Genomic DNA, 16,523 nt, shown 5'->3' with positions numbered 1-16,523 from the left:
AGCGCAACGCAAGCTGCTTGCACATGGTTCGGCTACGTGCGCGTCCACACAGGATCGGCGTGGTCGGCATCTGCGCCCGTCCGCATGAGCGTACGTGCAGGAGGCACACGCACTCTCGCAACGGATGCTGCTGCGACACGACGCCGCTGCGACAAACCGTCACATCCCATTTCGCCGCGCCGCACCAACAATAGGCATCGTTTCCGCTGCCTCAGGCGCTACCCATGGACGCCCTGCTGCTGTCACGCATCCAGTTCGGATTCGTCATCAGTTTTCACGTGCTGTTTCCGGCTTTCACCATCGGCCTGTCGAGCTGGCTGGCGTTCCTGGAGTGGCGCTGGCTGCGCACCCGCGACACGGTGTGGCGCGATCTGTACTTCTTCTGGCTGAAGATCTTCGCCGTGTCCTTCGGCATGGGCGTGGTCAGCGGCATCGTGATGAGCTTCCAGTTCGGCACCAACTGGGCGGTGCTCAGCGAACGTGCCGGCAACATCTTCGGTCCGCTGCTCAGCTACGAGGTGCTGACCGCGTTCTTCCTGGAAGCCTCGTTCCTCGGGGTGATGCTGTTCGGCTGGCACAAGGTGCCGGAGAAGCTGCACTTCCTGTCCACCTGCCTGGTTGCCATCGGCACGCTGATCTCCACCTTCTGGATCCTCTCGGCCAACAGTTGGCTGCAGACGCCGGCCGGCTACGCCGTGGTCGAAGGCGTGTTCCAGCCGGCCAACTGGCGCGAGGTGATCTTCAATCCGTCGTTCCCGTACCGCCTCACGCACATGGTGCTGGCCGCGTTCATCACGACGTGCTTCGTGATCGGCGGGGTCAGCGGCTGGTATCTGCGCCGCGGCGAGCATCTGGACGCGGCCGGACGCATGCTCAAGCTGGCGGTGGCGTTCGCCGCGATCGCGCTGCCGTTGCAGATCGCCGCCGGCGATGCGCATGGCCTGAATACGCTCGAGCACCAGCCGATCAAGGTGGCTGCGATGGAGGGGCACTGGCACGGCGAGGCGCCGGGGCAGGGCGTGCCGCTGGTGGTGTTCGCGGTGCCCAACGAGGCCGCCGAGCGCAACGACTACGAGGTGACCATTCCGCGCCTGGGCAGCGTGATCCTCACCCATACCCTGGATGGCGAGATCACCCCGCTGACCGCGGTGCCGCGGGACGAGCGGCCGCCGGTGAAGCCGGTGTTCTATGCGTTCCGGGTGATGGTCGGGCTCGGCATGGCGATGCTGCTGCTGGCGCTCGTGTCGCTGTTCTTCTGGTGGCGCGGCACCCTGCTGCGCCGGCGCGCCCTGCACGTGGCGTGGAACGCGATGCTGCCGGCCGGGTTCGTGGCGCTGGTCGCCGGCTGGTTCGTCACCGAGATCGGGCGCCAGCCGTACGTGATCTATGGCCTGCTGCACACCCGCGATGCGGTCAGCCCGACGGTCAGCCCGGCGATGGTGTGGATCTCGCTGAGCGTGTACGTGCTCGCCTACGCGCTGGTGTTCGGTTTCGGCAGTTGGTACATCCTGCGCATGCTGCGCCATGGCCCGCTGCCGCACGAGCCGGCGCCGCGCATGCAGGAGGGCGACAAGACCCCGGCGCGGCCGCTGTCGGCGGCCGACGACGACATCGAGGAGACCCGCTGATGGACATGGCGACCGTATTGCCGGTGATCTGGTTCGGGGTGATCGGCTTTGGCGTGCTGATGTACGTGCTGCTGGACGGCTTCGTGCTCGGCCTGGGCATCCTGGCGCCGTTCGCCGAGGACGAGGATCAGCTCGACCTGATGATGAACACCGCCGCGCCGATCTGGGACGGCAACGAGACCTGGCTGGTGCTCGGCGGCGCCGGCCTGCTGGCGGCGTTCCCGAAGGCGTACGCGGTGGTGCTGTCGGCGCTGTACCTGCCGGTGCTGCTGATGCTGATCGCGCTGGTGTTCCGCGGCGTGGCCTTCGAGTTCCGCTTCAAGGCACGCAGTTCCAAGTACCTGTGGGGCTGGGCGTTCGCGCTGGGCTCGCTGTGCGCGGCGTTCTGGCAGGGCGTGATCCTGGGCGCGCTGGTGGAAGGCATGCCGCTGCAGGACGGCAAGTACCTGGGCGGGGTGCTGGGCTGGTTCAGCCCGTTCTCGATGCTCACCGGCGCGGCGGTGGTGTTCGGCTACGCGCTGCTCGGCGGCAGCTGGCTGATCCTCAAGACCGAGGGCCCGATGCAGCGCATCGCCCGCACCCTGACCCGGCCGCTGGTGCTGGTGGTGGTGGTGTTCATGGGCCTGGTCAGCGCCTGGCTGCCGTTCCTGGACTCGCGGATCATGGCGCGCTGGTTCCACGACGGGAATTTCTGGTGGCTGTCGCCGGTGCCGCTGCTGGTGCTGCTCAACGCGGTGGCGCTGTGGCGCGCGGCGATGGCGCAGGGCCGCGATGCGCGCCCGTTCGTGCTGACCCTGTGCTTCTTCGTGCTCGGCTTCTTCGGCCTGGTACTGGGCATCTGGCCGAACATCGTGCCGCCGGGGCTGACCATCTGGGAAGCGGCCTCGCCGCCGTCCTCGCAGGGTTTCGTGCTGGTCGGGCTGTCGGTGCTGCTGCCGGTGATCCTGGGCTATACGGCGTGGTCGTACCGGGTGTTCCGCGGCAAGATCACCGCCGACACCGGCTACCACCACTGACGGCGGGCCGTCGCGGCGGCCGGCGGCTTGCCAGCGGCGGCGGCGGCGGCCAAGCTACCGGCTTCCCGCACCGTGCGGGTCATCGCCCGCCGAGTCGCCGCCCCGCATGTCCGCCGTTTCCTCCGAGATTCCCGCCGCGCCCCTGTTGCACCCGCTCGCCGTCGGCGACGCGCGGCGTCCGCTGGCCTTCGCCAACGGCGAGCAGATCGACCTGGCCACCTTCCTCGGCCACGTGCGCGGCCTGGCCGCGGCGTTGCCGGCCGGCCGGCATGCGCTGAACCTGTGCGAGGACCGCTACCGCTTCATGGTCGCGTTCTGCGCGGTGGCGCTGCGCGGGCAGACCTCGCTGCTGCCGTCCTCGCGCGCGCCGGCGGTGGTGGCCGAGGTGCAGCGCACCCATGCCGACTGCTACTGCCTGGGCGACCTGGCGCTGGCCGAGCCGCCGCCGCGCTACTGGCAGTTGCCGGACGTGCTGCCGTCGCTGGACGGACCGATGCCGCAGCTGGCCGACGACGCCCTGGTGGCGATCGGCTTCACCTCCGGCAGCACCGGCGCGCCCAAGCCCAATCCCAAGACCTGGGGCAGCTTCCTCACCAGCACCCGCCAGGACCTGCTGGCGCTGGTCGGGCTGTGGCCGGAGACGGCTGTGCCGCAGGTGGTGGCGACGGTGCCGCCGCAGCACATGTACGGCATGGAGCTGTCGATCCTGCTGCCGCTGGTGACGCCGCTGGCGGTGCACGCCGGGCGCCCGTTCTTCCCCGAGGACGTGGCCCGCGCGCTGGCGCAACTGCCGGCGCCGCGGCTGCTGGTGACCACGCCGGTGCATCTGCGCGCGCTGGTCGAATCCGGCGTCGCCCTGCCGCCGCTGGCCGGCATCGTCTCGGCCACTGCGCCGCTGGCGCAGGAACTGGCCGCCGCCGCCGAGGCGCGCTTCGGCGGCGAGGTGCGCGAGATGTTCGGCTCCACCGAGACCTGCGTGTTCGCCAGCCGCCGCACCGCCTGCGAAGTGCCGTGGACGCCGCTGCCGGGCGTGCGCGTGGCGCCGCAGCCGGACGGCACCCTGGTGCACGCGCCGCATCTGCCGCAGCCGGTGCTGCTGGCCGACCTGATGGAAGTGGACGCCGACGGCCGTTTCCAGGTGCGCGGCCGCCAGGCCGACCTGCTGGAAATCGCCGGCAAGCGCGCCTCGCTGGCCGACCTCACCCGGCGCCTGCTGGCCGTGCCGGGCGTGGTCGACGGTGCGATGCTGCAACTGGATCCGGAACCGGGCCAGGCGGTGGGCCGCATCGCCGCGGTGGTGGTGGCGCCGACCCTGGACGAGGCCGCGATCCTGGCCGCGCTGCGGCGCGAACTGGATCCGGTGTTCCTGCCGCGCCGGCTGCGCCTGCTCGACGCCCTGCCGCGCAACGAGACCGGCAAGCTGCCGCGCGATCGCATGCTGGCCTTGCTGGCGGCGGGTCGGGACGACTGAGGGCAGCACGCGCCGTTGCGTCATGGGCGGCGCGTGAGCGATGGCGTTCTAGCTCGCCGCGGCTTGCTGGCGACGGAAGAGCAGGTCTGATAAGGCCTTGTTGCCGCGGCTCAGCGGGATGCGCCGTGCCCTTGTAGGAGCGGCTTCAGCCGCGACGGGCTTTCCTGGTAGAGCCCGTCGCGGCTGAAGCCGCTCCTACGACACCATGGGACGTAGCGCGCGCCGCAGCGCTGCCTCAGCCATGCACGCCGTCGATCTCCACCGCCAGTTCGTCGCGGCAGATCACCGCGTGCAGCAGCAGGCGCGGCACGCGCTCGCCGAAGCGGGCATTCAGGGCATCGGCGACCAGTGGCAGGTCGCCGGGCTCGCGCACGTAGACCTTCAGGCGGGTGCCGTCGCCGAACTGCGGCGGCAGGTCCGGGGCGTGTTCGCGGGCGGCCGCCAGCAGGGCGTCGAAGTTGGCGAAGGTCTCTTCCAGCTGCGCCAGCAACTGGCCCTGGTGCATGGAGGCGTGGCCGACCACGCTGGCGGTGCCGGACAGCAGCAGCGGCATGTCGCTGCCGGCCGGCGGCAGCATGGCGCGGGCGAAGCTGGGCGGCTGCGGACCGTACTGGCGCGGGTAGCGGTAGGCGCTGACCTGGCGCGGGTTCTCCAGCGGGGTGCCGGCCTGTGCGGCGGCCAGCCAGTAGATCTGCATCACCCGCGCGTCGTCGCAGCGGCCGACCGCGGTCGCCGCCGGCAACTGGGTGGCGTCGAAATCGCCTAGCCCGCGCGCGCGGCCGACGCAGAAGCGCCGGTAGCGTTCGCGGTCGCCGCTGCCCAGGGTGATCGCGTCGAGGTAGTTCCAGATGCGCAGCAGGCGCGGCGTGGCGCTGCCGGCGACGAAGGCGCTGATCTGCGCGTAGGCGAGCGCGGCGGCTTCCTCGATGTCCAGGTCGACCTGGCGTTCGTCGATCTCGATGACGCCGAACTGCAGGCGGCCGTCGCTGGCCCAGGCGATGGCGCCGTCGCGGCCGCTGTGCACCGGGGCGTCGGTGCGCCACACCTCGAGCATGCGCGGGCCGTGCGGCTGCAGCGGCACGCGCAGGTAGCGTGGGTCCTCGTGGTAGGGCGCGGTCTCGCCGAAGCCGAACACCGCCAGCACGTGGTCCTCGCCCAGCAACTGGCCGGGATCGGTCTCGGCGACGTAGTCCACCTGCAACTGCGGATGGCCCTGCGTGTGGTGCGGAAACTGCAGGTGCGGGCGGCTCATGGTGTATCTCCGTGCAAGGTGTCGCCGTGGAACTGTTCGCGGGCCTGGCGGCGGCGGTGGCGCCAGGCGCGCCACGCCCGCGGCAGCATCGCCACCGCGGACAGCGCATAGATGGCGCGGAACACGCGCAGGCGGCGCAGCACCGCACGGTTGTCGAAGACGTCGCCGGCGAGCATCGCCACCACCGCCTGTTCCACCTGCAGCACGTTGCGCGGCTGCGCGAACAGCTCGCGCATGGTCGGCGAGGTGAAGCGGTAGATGAACCACTTGAACTCGTCCAGGCCGCCGCGCAGGTGCCGCTCCAGGCGCCGCTGCAGCCGCGCCTCGCGGGCCGGCTCGCGCAGCGCCGCGTCGACCACAGCCGCGCCGCGCTCGGCGCTGTGCATGGCCAGGTACACGCCGGAGGAGAACATCGGGTCGACGAAGGCGTAGGCGTCGCCGAGCATCAGCCAGCGCGGGCCGCTCATGCGCGTGCATTCGTAGGCGTAGTTGCCGGTGGCATGCACCGGCGCCACGCGCTGCGCGCCGGCCATGCGCTCGACCACGTCGGGGTTCAGCGCCAGGGTGCGCAGCAGGAACGTCTCGCTGTCGCAGCCCTGGCGGGTCTTCATGTAGTGCGGGTCGCACACCGCGCCCACGCTCATCACGTCCTCGGGCAGCGGGATCAGCCACATCCAGCCGTGCGCGTGACGGTAGATGCTGATGTTGCCGGCGTCCTCGCCCGGGCGCCGCGCCACGCCGCGGAAATGGCTGAACAGCGCCGCCGACTGGTGCCGCGGGTTGGCGCGCTTGAGCTTGAGCTTGTTGCCGAGGAAGGTGTCGCGGCCGCTGGCGTCGATCAGGTAGCGCGGTCGGTAGTGGCGTACGCCATCGGCGCTGCGCGCCTGCACCGCCGGCGCGTCGCCGTCCAGCTGCACCGCCTCGACGCGGACGCCCTCGTGCACGTCGGCGCCGACCGCGCGCGCCTGCGCGAACAGCACCCGGTCGAAGTCGGCACGCGGCACCTGCAGCGCGAAATCGGACTGCGCGCCCAGCGCATGCGCGAAGCGGAAGGTGTTGTAGCCGCCGGCGTCGTTGGGAAAGTCGGCGCCGAGCTTGAGCACGCCGATCGCCCGCACCTGGTCGAGCACGCCCAGCCGCTGCAGGATCGGCATGTTCATCGGCAGCAGCGATTCGCCGATGTGGAAGCGCGGGTGGTGGTCCTTTTCCAGCACGGTCACCCGCCAGCCGCGTTGCGCCAGGACGATCGCCGCCGCGCAGCCGGCCGGCCCCCCGCCGATCACCAGCACGTCGGGCGTTTCCGCCTCGATGGCGCTTGCGGTGGGAGGAGGGGAAGCAACAGCGGGGGACGTCATCCTGAGGGAACCTGCGGGCGCAACGGCGGGGCGAAACGGCATGATAGCGTGCCGTTCGCGGGCCGATGGTTGCGCCGCAGCGCCCGATGCACCATCTTGTCGCACCCGTCCTTTCGCCTGGAAGCCCCTGGATGTCTTCGCAAACCGCCGCCGAACGTGAACTGGCCGAGCTGCTGGTCGAGAGCCTGAACCTGGAAGACGTCCAGCCCGGCGACATCGATCCGGAGGCGCCGCTGTTCAATACCGGCCTGGGGCTGGACTCGATCGACGCCCTGGAACTGGCGCTGGCGATCAGCAAGCGCTACGGCTTCCAGCTGCGCTCGGACAACGACGAGAACCGCCGCATCTTCGCCTCGCTGCGCGCGCTGTCGGCGCATGTCGAAGCCAACAAGACCAGCTGAGCCGGCCGACGCCGCGCCCTGGGCGCTGGCCCTGGGCGTGCTGCTGGCGCTGGCCTATTCGCCGCTGGCGCACTGGGCCAATGCCGCGCACCGTCCGGACCTGGCGGTGCTGGCCGGCGCGGCGCTGGTGCTGATGGTGCTGGTGGAGCCGATGGCGCGCTGGCGGCCCTGGGCCTGGGCGCTGGCCATCGCCGCGACGGTGGCGCTGGTGCCGCTGTGGCGCTCGCCGCACGCCCTGCTGCTGCTGGCCGCCCCACCGGTGCTGTTCACCGCCTGGGTGGCCTGGTTCTTCGGGCGCAGCCTGCAGCGTGGGCGCACGCCGCTGATCACCCGCATCGTCGAGGCCCTGTACCGCCAGGCCGGCATGCCGATCACCCCGGAGCAGTTGCGCTACACCCGCCGCCTGACCCTGGCCTGGACCCTGCTGCTGGTCGGGCTGACCCTGCTCAACCTGGTGCTGGCGTTGTGCGCCCAGCCCAGCGGGGTGCTGGCGCAGCTGGGCCTGGCCGCGCCGCTGCCGATCAGCGACGCGCGCGCCTCGCTGTTCGCCAACCTGCTGGGTTACGGTGTCATCGGCGGCTTCTTCGTCGGCGAGTATCTGCTGCGCGGGCGCTGGTTTCCGCAGCGTCCCTACCGTAATCTGCCCGACTTCCTGCACCAGCTGGCGCGGCTGGGGCCGGTTTTTTGGCGCGATCTGTTGCGCTGACGCGCGCAGTGCAGGGGACGCAAGGTCGTGCAGATCATCAAGGAAAACACCAAGTTGCCGCAGGCAGGGATGCCCTCGCGCATGGCCTGGGCCGTGTGGAACACCCTGCAGCTGCTGTTCACCCTGGCGTTCACCGCGCTAGGCATCGTCGTTGCGCTGGTCCTGCTATGGCTGACCGGGCCACGCCTGCCGCTGCGCATGGGGGCGCGGTTCTGGGCGCCGGTGCTGCTGTTCGGCGCCGGGGCGCGGCTGCAGGTGGAGGGCCAGGAGCGGGTGGACTGGTCGCGCAACCACCTGTTCGTCAGCAACCACCAGTCGATCATCGACATCTGCGCGCTGTTCATGGCGCTGCCGGTGCCGCTGCGCTTCCTGCTCAAGGACGAGATGCTGAAGGTGCCGTTCGTGAACTGGTATGCGCGCGCGACCGGCATGCTGTTCCTGGACCGCGACAGCCGCCGCGCCGGGGCGATGATGCGGCGCGAGGCGGCGGCGCTGCTGCGCCGTGGCGAGGACCTGTGCCTGTTCCCGGAAGGCACCCGCAGCCGCAGCGGCGCGCTGGCCGAGTTCAAGGCCGGGCTGCTGCAGGCGGCGATCGACGCAGGGGTGGACGTGGTGCCGGTGGCGCTGGACGGGGCGGGCAAGGTGTTGCCGCCGACCAGCCTGTTCCGGGTCCGGCCCGGCGTCATCCGGGTGCGGATCGGCACGCCGATCCGGGTGAACGGCGAGGACGGCCCGCTGAATCGCCAGGAAGTCACCCAGCGCGCACACCAGGCCGTCCGTGCCATGCTCGAACCCAGGATATGAGTCGCCCGTATGCACTTCGTCGTCCCGCATGATCATCCCAGCCTGCCCGGTCACTTCCCCGGCCGCCCGGTCGTGCCCGGCGTTGTGGTGCTGGACCACGTGTTGCAGGCCGTCGAGGCGGCGCACGGCGCGCGCGCGCCGCTGCGCCTGCCGCAGGTGAAGTTCGTGCAGCCGCTGTTTCCCGGGCAGCCGGCGTGGGTGGAACTGGACGGTGCCGCACCGCGCTGGCGCTTCCGCGTGCTGCGCGGCGAGGACCTGCTGGTCAGCGGCGAACTGAACGCCGAGGCGGCGCCGTGAGCGCCGGCTGGAAGCACCGCCCGGAAGGCGGCGGCCGTTTCGCCCTGTGGCTGATCCGCAGCATCGCCCGCTATGGCGGCCGCGCCGTCGGGCGCCTGCTGCTGTATCCGATCACCCTGTATTTCCTGCTGGTGCGCGGCCCGGAGCGGCGCGATTCGCGGCACTACCTCAGCCGCGTGTTCGACCGCCCGGCCACGCTGCTGGAGGTGGCCCGGCACATCCACACCTTCGCCTCGACCATCCTCGACCGGGTGTTCATGCTGTGCGGGCAGATGCACCGGTTCCGGGTGCAGATCCGCGGCCTGGACCAGTTGCATGCGCAGATGGACCGCGGCCGCGGCGTGCTGATCTTCGGCTCGCACCTGGGCAGCTTCGACGCGCTGCGGGTGCTGGCCACCGAACGTCCGGACGTGCAGGTCAAGGTGGTGCTGGACAAGGCGCACAACCCGGCGATGACCGAACTGCTGGGCGCGCTGAATCCGCAGCTGGCCGCCAACATCATCGATGCCGGCATGGACAGCACCTCGATCGTCATGGCGATCAAGCAGGCCACCGACGAGGGCGCGCTGGTCGCGCTGCTGGTGGACCGGCCGCGCCCGGAGGATCCGGCGCTGCCGGCCGCGTTCATCGGCCAGGGCGCGCTGTTCCCGACCTCGCCGTGGCTGATCGCCGCCGCGCTCAAGGTGCCGGTGGTGCTGGCGTTCGGCCTGTACCGCGGCGGCAACCGCTACGAGCTGGTGTTCGAGACCTTCAGCGAAGGTCTGGACCTGCCGCGCCGGCAGCGCGCGCCGGTGCTGGCGGCGCTCATCCGCGATTACGCCGCCAGGCTGGAGCATTACACCCGCTCCGCGCCCTACAACTGGTTCAACTTCTACGACTTCTGGAACAACCGCCATGCCGATGCGCCGCACCTTGCCGTGGATGCTGATACTGCTGTGCAGCGCCGCACCGCTGTGCGCCGCATCGCCTGAGGCGCCGGACGCCGACTGGATCCTGCAGAAGCTGGCGCGGCCGGCGCCGGTCAGCACCGCCTTCGTCGAGCTGCGCGGCTCGGCGCTGCTGAAGACGCCGCTGCGGGTGCAGGGCGAGTACCGCCGCCCGGACGCGCAGACCCTGGTGCGCGAGGTCACCGCGCCGTACCACGAGACCACCACCCTGCGCGGCGGCGAGGCCACGCTGGAGCGCGACGGCAAGCCGCCGCGGCGCTTCTCGCTGGCGCGCGTGCCGGAACTGGCCGGCCTGCAGAGCGGCTTCGGCGCGCTGCTGTCCGGCGACCGCGCGCTGCTGCAGCAGCAGTTCAGCGTCAGCAGCAGCGGCACCCGCGAGCGCTGGCAACTGCAGTTGCAACCCAAGGATCCGGCCATGGCCGCGCACGTGCGCAGCCTGCGCCTGTACGGCCGCGGCGCCGAGCTGCGTTGCATCGAGACCACCCCGACCAAGGGCGACGTCCAGCGCACCCTGCTGGCCGGCGCCGCGCAGGCTGCCGGCACCCTTGCCGACGGGGCCGCGCTGACCGCGCTGTGCCACGGCGACGCGGCGTGATCCCCGCACGCGTTGAGCAGGACCGGCAGCGCACTGCCGGCCTGACGGCTGCGCGTGCGCTCGCCGATTGCGCGGCGCAGGCAGACGCGGGGACATCGCGATGACACGTGCCCTCAGCTCGAAGATGCGCATCTCGCTGGCCCTGTTGTGGCTGGCGCTGCTGACCGTGGCCGGGATCTGGCTGGGCAATGCGCTGCAGGTGTCGGGCGATCTGCGCAAGTTCATGCCGGAAGCGCGCACCCCCGCGCAAAAACTGCTGCTCGACGAACTCGGCGAAGGCCCCGGCTCGCGGCTGCTGCTGATGTCGCTGTCCGGGGCCGATGCGGCCACGCTGGCGCGCCAGTCGCAGGCGCTGCATGCGGAACTTGCCGCCCAGCACGACGTATTCGAGCTGGTCGCCAACGGCGCCGATGCCGGCCTGGACGCGATCCCGCAGCGCCTGCTGCCGTACCGCTACCTGCTCAGCGACAGCTTCGACGCCAGGCCGCTGGATGTGCCGACCCTGCGCGATGCGCTGCAGGCGCGGCTGCAGGACCTGGGCTCGCCGGCGGCGGCGATGGTGGAGCCGCTGCTGCCGCGCGATCCGACCCTGGAAGTGCTGCACCTGGCCGAGCGCCTGCAGCCGGCCGGCGGCCCGCAGCAGCGCGACGGGGTCTGGTTCGACCGCGCCGGCAAGGATGCGCTGCTGGTGGCGCAGACCCGCGCCGCCGGCTTCGACCCCACCGGCCAGCAGCGCGCGGTGGACGCGATCCACGCCGCCTTCGCCAAGGTCAGCGCCGGCACCAGCAGCAAGCTGACCCTGACCGGCCCGGGCGCGTTCTCGGTGGAGATCGGCGGGCGCACCCAGAACGAGGCGCAGTGGATCGGCACCCTGGATACGGTGGGGCTGATCGTGCTGCTGCTGGTGGCCTACCGCAGTTGGAAGATCCCGGTGCTGGGCGTGCTGCCGCTGGCCAGCGCCGGCCTGGCCGGGCTGGGCGCGGTGGCGCTGCTGTTCGACGGCGTGCACGGCATCACCGTGGCGTTCGGCTTCACCCTGATCGGCGTGGTCCAGGATTACCCGATCCACTTGTTCAGTCATCAGCGCCCGGGCCTGGATCCGCGCGAGAACGCCCGCCACCTGTGGCCGACCCTGGCCACCGGCGTGGTCTCCACCTGCATCGCCTACGTCACCTTCCTGTTCTCCGGGGTGGACGGCCTGCGCCAGTTGGCGGTGTTCACCATCGCCGGGCTGCTGGTGGCGGCGCTGACCACGCGGTTGCTGTTGCCGGCGCTGATCGATCCCTCGCCGCGCGACCATGCCGATTCGCCGCTGCTGGAGCGGCTGTGGCGCGGCATCGCGCGGCTGCCGCGGCCGCGCTGGTCGCTGCTGCCGCTGGCGCTGCTGGCGGCCGCGGTCATCGTGTTCGCGCCGGGCCCGTTCTGGCAGAACGACCTGTCCAAGCTGACCCCGGTGCCGGCCGACGGCCTGGCCCGCGACGCGCACCTGCGCCAGGAACTGGGCGCGCCCGACGTGCGCTACGTGCTGGCCCTGCCGGCCGCCTCGGCCGAGGCCGCACTGGCCGCGTCCGAACGCCTGCGCCCGCGCCTGGACGTGCTGGTGGCGCAGGGCGAACTGGCCGGCTACGACATGGCCGCGCGCTACCTGCCCAGCGCCGCCACCCAGCGCCGGCGCCAGGCCGCCTTGCCCGATCCGGCGCAGGCGCAGGCGATGACCGCCGCGGCGGTCGCCGCCACGCCGTTCCGCGCCGACGCCTTCGCGCCGTTCCTGGCCGACCTGCAGGTCGCGCGCAGCGCGCCGCTGCTGACCGCGCGCGACCTGCACGGCACGCCGCTGGCCACCCCCGTCGGCGGCCTGCTGCTGGAACGCCCGGACCGCGCCACCGCGCTGGTGTCGCTGACCGGGCTGCGCGATCCGGCGCAGCTGGCGCGCGCGGTGCAGGGCAGCGGTGCGCAGCTGCTGGACCTGAAGGACGCGTCCGAGTCGCTGGTGGCCGCCTATCGCGGCCGCGTGCTCGCCGCGCTGGGCGTGGCCGCGGTGCTGCTGGCGCTGACCGTGGCGATCGCCCTGCGCACGCCGCGGCGGATCGTGCGCGTGCTGCTGCCGATGGCGCTGACCACGCTGCTGATCCTGGCGATCCTGCGTGGCTGCGGGGTCGAACTGAACCTGTTCCACCTGATCGCGCTGATCCTGGCCGCCGGCCTGGGCCTGGACTACGCGCTGTTCTTCGACCACGCCGGCGACGACCGCGCCGACCAGTTGCGCACCCTGCATGCGCTGATCGTGTGCAGCCTGATGACCCTGCTGGTGTTCGCGTTGCTGGCCGCCTCGAGCATCCCGGTGCTGCGCGCGATCGGCAGCACCGTGGCGCTGGGGGTGCTGTTCAATTTCGTGCTGGCGCTGCTGATTTCGCGCGAGACCGCCAGCGATGCCCAGGAGAGCCGCCATGCACACTGAACGCTTGCACGGACGCGAGGCCATCGCCGCGCTGGTGCCGCACCAGGGCCTGATGTGCCTGTGGGAGGAGGTGGTGGCCTGGGACGCGCAGCGCGTGGTGGTGCGCAGCCTGGCGCATCGCCAGGCCGAGCATCCGCTGCGCAGCGGTGGCCGACTGCGCGCGCTGCACCTGTGCGAGTACGGCGCGCAGGCGATGGCGGTGCACGGCGGCCTGCTCGGCCGCGCCAGCGACACCCCGGTGCGTCCGGGCATGCTGGTGGCGCTGCGCGGGGTGCAGTTGCACGTCAGCGAACTGCAGGACCTGGCCGGGCCGATCGAAGGCGAGGCCGAGGTGCTGCTGCAGGCCGAGGACAGCCAGCAGTACGCCTTCCGCATCACCCATGCCGGGCAACTGCTGGCCGAGGGCCGCGCCACGGTGGTGCTGCGCGCGGCATGACAGCGTCGGCGGCCACTGCCCTGCAGCCGCAACGAACGCAGCCCGCCTTGGAAGGCGTCGGGACTGAAGTCCCTCCCACAATGCACCCGGACAACGCAATGCAACTTCCTGTATCCGCATCGTGCATGGCGGGGCAACTGCTGGGCGAGCGTCGCGCCACGGTGGCGATGCGCGCGGCCTAGCGGCTCGACTGGCCTGTGCAGGAGCTGCTTCAGGGCATCTCGAATCACCTGCGTTCGTCGCACTCGAGGCCGGATCCAGGTTGTCCCGTAGGAGCGGCTTCAGCCGCGACGAGGCGTTCCCGGTAAAGCCCGTCGCGGCTGAAGCCGCTCCTACGACCTTTGCTGTCGTAATAAGAGGTGCCTTTCCGTCGCACACGTTTTCCCGGGAAGTCGTCGGGGCTGAGGCCTTGCCTACGAGGGCGCGGATGAACCGTTAGGATGACGGCCCATCCCATTGCGACCGAGGAGTTTCGATGTCTGCATCCCCCGCACCGCGCCGTGCCCTGGTCACCGGCGGCAGCGGCGATCTCGGTGGCGCGATCTGCCGCGCCCTGGCCGCGCAGGGCCTGCACGTGATCGTGCACGCCAACGCCAACGTCGCGCGGGCGGCGGCAGTGGTAGAGGCGATCGTCGCCGCCGGCGGCAGCGCCGAGGCGGTGGCGTTCGACGTGGCCGACCCCGAGGCCAGCGCGCAGGCGCTGGCGACGTTGCTGGAGGCCGGCCCGATCCAGGTGCTGGTCAACAACGCCGGCATCCACGACGACGCGCCGATGGCGGGCATGAGCGCGGCGCAGTGGCACAAGGTCATCGACGTCTCGCTGCACGGCTTCTTCCACGTCACCCAGCCGCTGCTGCTGCCGATGGCGCGCACGCGCTGGGGGCGCATCGTCAGCGTGTCCTCGGTGGCGGCGGTGCTGGGTAACCGCGGGCAGACCAACTACGCCGCGGCCAAGGCCGCGCTGCATGGCGCCAGCATCTCGCTGGCACGGGAAATGGCCAGCCGCGGGATCAGCGTCAACGTGGTGGCGCCCGGGGTGATCCAGGGCGCGATGGCCGAGAGCGCATTCCCGCCGGAGGCGATCAAACAGATGGTCCCCGCCGGGCGCCCGGGCAAGCCGGAGGAAGTGGCCGCGCTGGTCGCCTTCCTGTGCTCGGACGCGGCCGCCTACATCAACGGCCAGGTCATCGGCATCAACGGCGGCATGGGCTGACCGCACAGACGAGGACGCGAGCGTCGCGCCGCCACGCCGGCGGCGCAACCGCGGCCCGCGCTCAGCGGCAGACGAAGCTGGACGCCGCCTCCACGTCGCCGCCGACGTAGCGCGCCACCTGCGGATACGGGCACAGCGGCCGGCTGCGCTGGCTGCTCCAACTGGCCGGCACCTCGGCATTAGGGGCGGCGCTGCCGCTGCCGCGTGCGTTGGCGACGATCGCGGCCGGCGCCTGGCCCTGTTCGACCCAGGCCACCAGTGGGGTCAGCGCATCGAACTGGTCGGTGGCCGGTCCGCCGGCGCAATGGGCCATGGCCGGCACCGCGAACAGGCGCGCGTAGCTGGCGGCGTCGGCATCGGCCGTGCGCAGGCGGTCGTACCAGGCCGCGGTGTCGGCGAAGGAGAAGATGCCGTCGCCGGTGCCGTGGTAGATCAGCAGCTTGCCGCCGCGCGCCTTCAGCGTGGACAGCTGGGTCTCGTTCGGCGGGGTCATGTACGACCAGGCGGATTCGCGGAAGGCACCGGCCGTGGCGAAGATCTTCGGCGCGTCGCGGTCCATGTCGAACTGCAGCGCATAGCGCTTCAGGTCCTGCAGCACCGCCGGATCCTCCGGCGGGGTGACGAAGCCGAAGGCCACCGATCCGGGCACCAGGGTCAGCGAGGCGTCCTGCCGCCAGCCGGCCCAGTCGCCGCTGGCGATGCCCGGGTCGTAGGGGAAGGGCGCGTACAGCGGCGTGCCGGCGCTGTTGCGTACGCCGGCGTGGATGGCGCCGAGCGCGCGCTTCTGCGCCGGGGTCAGGCATTGCCCGGTACGCCCGGCGCTGCCGCAGGTGGCGACGTCGCGGTTCAGGTCGAAGCGGCGCTGGCAGGCGAGCACGTCCTGCACCATGCCGTCGCGCACGCCGTCCAGCGCATCGCAGGTGGCGACGATGCGCTCGGCCACCAGGCTGCGCTCGGCCGCGGTCAGGCCGCTGCGCGTGTCGTTGCCGCCGGCCAGCGCCGCCAGTTGCTGGGCCGCGGCCAGGTCGGCGATCGCCGCCTTGGGCAGGTGGAACCCCGGATCGCCGACCAGGATGCCGTCGTAGTCCTGCGCGTCGCGCGCGGCGGCGACCATGCCGTGGCGGCCACCGTTGGAGCAGCCGCCGAAGTAGCTGTAGTCCGGCGCCTTGCCGTAGGCGATCTGCACCACGCGCTTGGCCATCGGGGTCAGCGCCTGCACCGCTTGGTAGCCGTAGTCCAGCCGCGCCTGCGGATCGCGGCCGAACAGCGGGTTCTGTGCGTTGCTGTGCCCGGCATCGGAACTGATGACCGCAAAGCCCATGCGCAGCGGGTTGTCGCGCTGGCCGCCGCCGCCGATGTCGCCGAGCGCGGGCACGACATTGCCGTCCATGCCGCCGTTGGCCTGGTAGAAGAAGCGCCCGTTCCATGCCGCCGGCAGGCGCATCTCGAAGTCGATCGCATAGGACTGGCCGTCGGTGCCGACGCGTTCGTGCATCAGGCCGGTGACCTGGCAGTGCGCGCCGATCGGCTGGCCGGCGACCTGCAGGGTGCCGGCGGCCACGCTGCGCACCGCGGTGAAGCGGGTGCCGGGATAGGCGAGCCGGCTCGCCAGCGCGTCGCACGACTGTTGCAGCGGTGCCGGGGTGGCCGGCGCGCGCGGGGCCGCCTGCGCGTGGGCGGTGGACGTGGCGGCAAGAGCGGCCAGGGGCAGGGCCAATGCGAGCAGCGTGGAGCGCATGCAGTTCTCCTGGGGGACGCGCCGGGCGCGGCGGGCCTGTGTCGCGCCGGTGGCGCCAGGGCGTCAACCGTCGCGCGTGCGAAAACACGAATGCGTGGGCGATATTCGCCCCGTGTGACGTGTGCCGCGCAATGGAGGCGCCCGCTGGGCATGCGGCAGCGGCGGGCGGAGCGCGTGTTGTTGCAGGGCGGCATGGCCCTGCGCGT

The 16,523-nt window shown here is 71.7% G+C and carries 15 protein-coding genes; 12 read left to right on the top strand and 3 right to left on the bottom strand.

What is annotated here, in order from left to right; translation table 11 throughout:
- Positions 1 to 224: 224 nt before the first annotated feature.
- From NUG21_RS20255 to NUG21_RS20245, 3 genes are all read left to right on the top strand, one after another.
- On the top strand, positions 225 to 1,628 hold the full coding sequence (locus NUG21_RS20255) for a cytochrome ubiquinol oxidase subunit I (protein WP_160946955.1): 1,404 nt from the start codon (positions 225 to 227) through the stop codon (positions 1,626 to 1,628).
- Positions 1,628 to 2,644 carry a cytochrome d ubiquinol oxidase subunit II gene (gene cydB, locus NUG21_RS20250; RefSeq protein ID WP_160946956.1) on the top strand — a complete coding sequence of 339 codons (1,017 nt, stop codon included), beginning with the start codon at positions 1,628 to 1,630 and terminating at the stop codon, positions 2,642 to 2,644. Before NUG21_RS20255 ends, cydB begins: the two co-directional genes overlap by 1 nt.
- A gap of 106 nt (positions 2,645 to 2,750) precedes the next feature.
- Positions 2,751 to 4,115 carry an AMP-binding protein gene (locus NUG21_RS20245; protein ID WP_263391851.1) on the top strand — a complete coding sequence of 455 codons (1,365 nt, stop codon included), beginning with the start codon at positions 2,751 to 2,753 and terminating at the stop codon, positions 4,113 to 4,115.
- Positions 4,116 to 4,350: 235 nt separating this feature from the next.
- On the opposite strand, the gene NUG21_RS20240 is transcribed toward NUG21_RS20245, so the two are convergent.
- Positions 4,351 to 5,367 (bottom strand): chorismate transformation FkbO/Hyg5 family protein, encoded by a 1,017-nt coding sequence (locus NUG21_RS20240; protein WP_242082893.1) that lies wholly within the window; start codon positions 5,365 to 5,367, stop codon positions 4,351 to 4,353.
- Entirely contained in the window at positions 5,364 to 6,722 is a 1,359-nt protein-coding gene (locus NUG21_RS20235; protein ID WP_263391850.1) for an NAD(P)/FAD-dependent oxidoreductase, read from the bottom strand. The genes NUG21_RS20240 and NUG21_RS20235 overlap by 4 nt, the downstream gene beginning before the upstream one ends.
- 131 nt (positions 6,723 to 6,853) lie before the next feature.
- On the opposite strand from NUG21_RS20235, the gene xanC reads away from it, so the two are divergent.
- The 9 genes from xanC (at position 6,854) to fabG (ending at position 14,579) form a co-directional block, all read left to right on the top strand.
- Positions 6,854 to 7,123, top strand: a complete 270-nt coding sequence (xanC, locus tag NUG21_RS20230) for a xanthomonadin biosynthesis acyl carrier protein XanC (RefSeq protein WP_003470209.1) — start codon at positions 6,854 to 6,856, stop codon at positions 7,121 to 7,123.
- Complete coding sequence (locus NUG21_RS20225; RefSeq protein WP_160946959.1) at positions 7,098 to 7,829, top strand: COG4648 family protein; 732 nt, start codon at positions 7,098 to 7,100, stop codon at positions 7,827 to 7,829. Before xanC ends, NUG21_RS20225 begins: the two co-directional genes overlap by 26 nt.
- 54 nt (positions 7,830 to 7,883) lie before the next feature.
- Complete coding sequence (locus NUG21_RS20220; RefSeq protein WP_184502810.1) at positions 7,884 to 8,633, top strand: lysophospholipid acyltransferase family protein; 750 nt, start codon at positions 7,884 to 7,886, stop codon at positions 8,631 to 8,633.
- A 9-nt stretch (positions 8,634 to 8,642) separates the two neighbouring features.
- The gene (locus tag NUG21_RS20215; RefSeq protein ID WP_160946960.1) at positions 8,643 to 8,930 is read left to right on the top strand and encodes an ApeI family dehydratase; all 288 of its coding nucleotides are present in this window, start codon (positions 8,643 to 8,645) and stop codon (positions 8,928 to 8,930) included.
- Positions 8,927 to 9,901 (top strand): lysophospholipid acyltransferase family protein, encoded by a 975-nt coding sequence (locus tag NUG21_RS20210; RefSeq protein ID WP_160946961.1) that lies wholly within the window; start codon positions 8,927 to 8,929, stop codon positions 9,899 to 9,901. The genes NUG21_RS20215 and NUG21_RS20210 overlap by 4 nt, the downstream gene beginning before the upstream one ends.
- The gene (locus NUG21_RS20205; protein WP_304951774.1) at positions 9,825 to 10,472 is read left to right on the top strand and encodes a LolA-related protein; all 648 of its coding nucleotides are present in this window, start codon (positions 9,825 to 9,827) and stop codon (positions 10,470 to 10,472) included. The genes NUG21_RS20210 and NUG21_RS20205 overlap by 77 nt, the downstream gene beginning before the upstream one ends.
- A 100-nt stretch (positions 10,473 to 10,572) precedes the next feature.
- Positions 10,573 to 12,930 (top strand): MMPL family transporter, encoded by a 2,358-nt coding sequence (locus tag NUG21_RS20200; protein WP_263391849.1) that lies wholly within the window; start codon positions 10,573 to 10,575, stop codon positions 12,928 to 12,930.
- Positions 12,931 to 12,934: 4 nt separating this feature from the next.
- Positions 12,935 to 13,366, top strand: coding sequence for a hotdog family protein (locus tag NUG21_RS20195; RefSeq protein WP_263393130.1), 432 nt, complete (start codon positions 12,935 to 12,937; stop codon positions 13,364 to 13,366).
- 475 nt (positions 13,367 to 13,841) lie between these two features.
- Positions 13,842 to 14,579: a 3-oxoacyl-ACP reductase FabG gene (gene fabG / locus NUG21_RS20190; protein ID WP_263391848.1), complete on the top strand. Its 738-nt coding sequence runs from the start codon at positions 13,842 to 13,844 to the stop codon at positions 14,577 to 14,579.
- A 61-nt stretch (positions 14,580 to 14,640) separates the two neighbouring features.
- On the opposite strand, the gene NUG21_RS20185 is transcribed toward fabG, so the two are convergent.
- A complete protein-coding gene (locus tag NUG21_RS20185; RefSeq protein WP_263391847.1) occupies positions 14,641 to 16,317 on the bottom strand; it encodes a tannase/feruloyl esterase family alpha/beta hydrolase in 1,677 nt (558 codons plus the stop codon).
- Positions 16,318 to 16,523 lie beyond the last annotated feature (206 nt).

This window comes from Xanthomonas sp. CFBP 8445, assembly GCF_025666235.1.
Taxonomy (GTDB): Bacteria; Pseudomonadota; Gammaproteobacteria; order Xanthomonadales; family Xanthomonadaceae; genus Xanthomonas_A; species Xanthomonas_A indica.
Note: the sequence above shows the minus strand (reverse complement) of the source record. Positions and strands in the feature narration are given on the sequence as shown.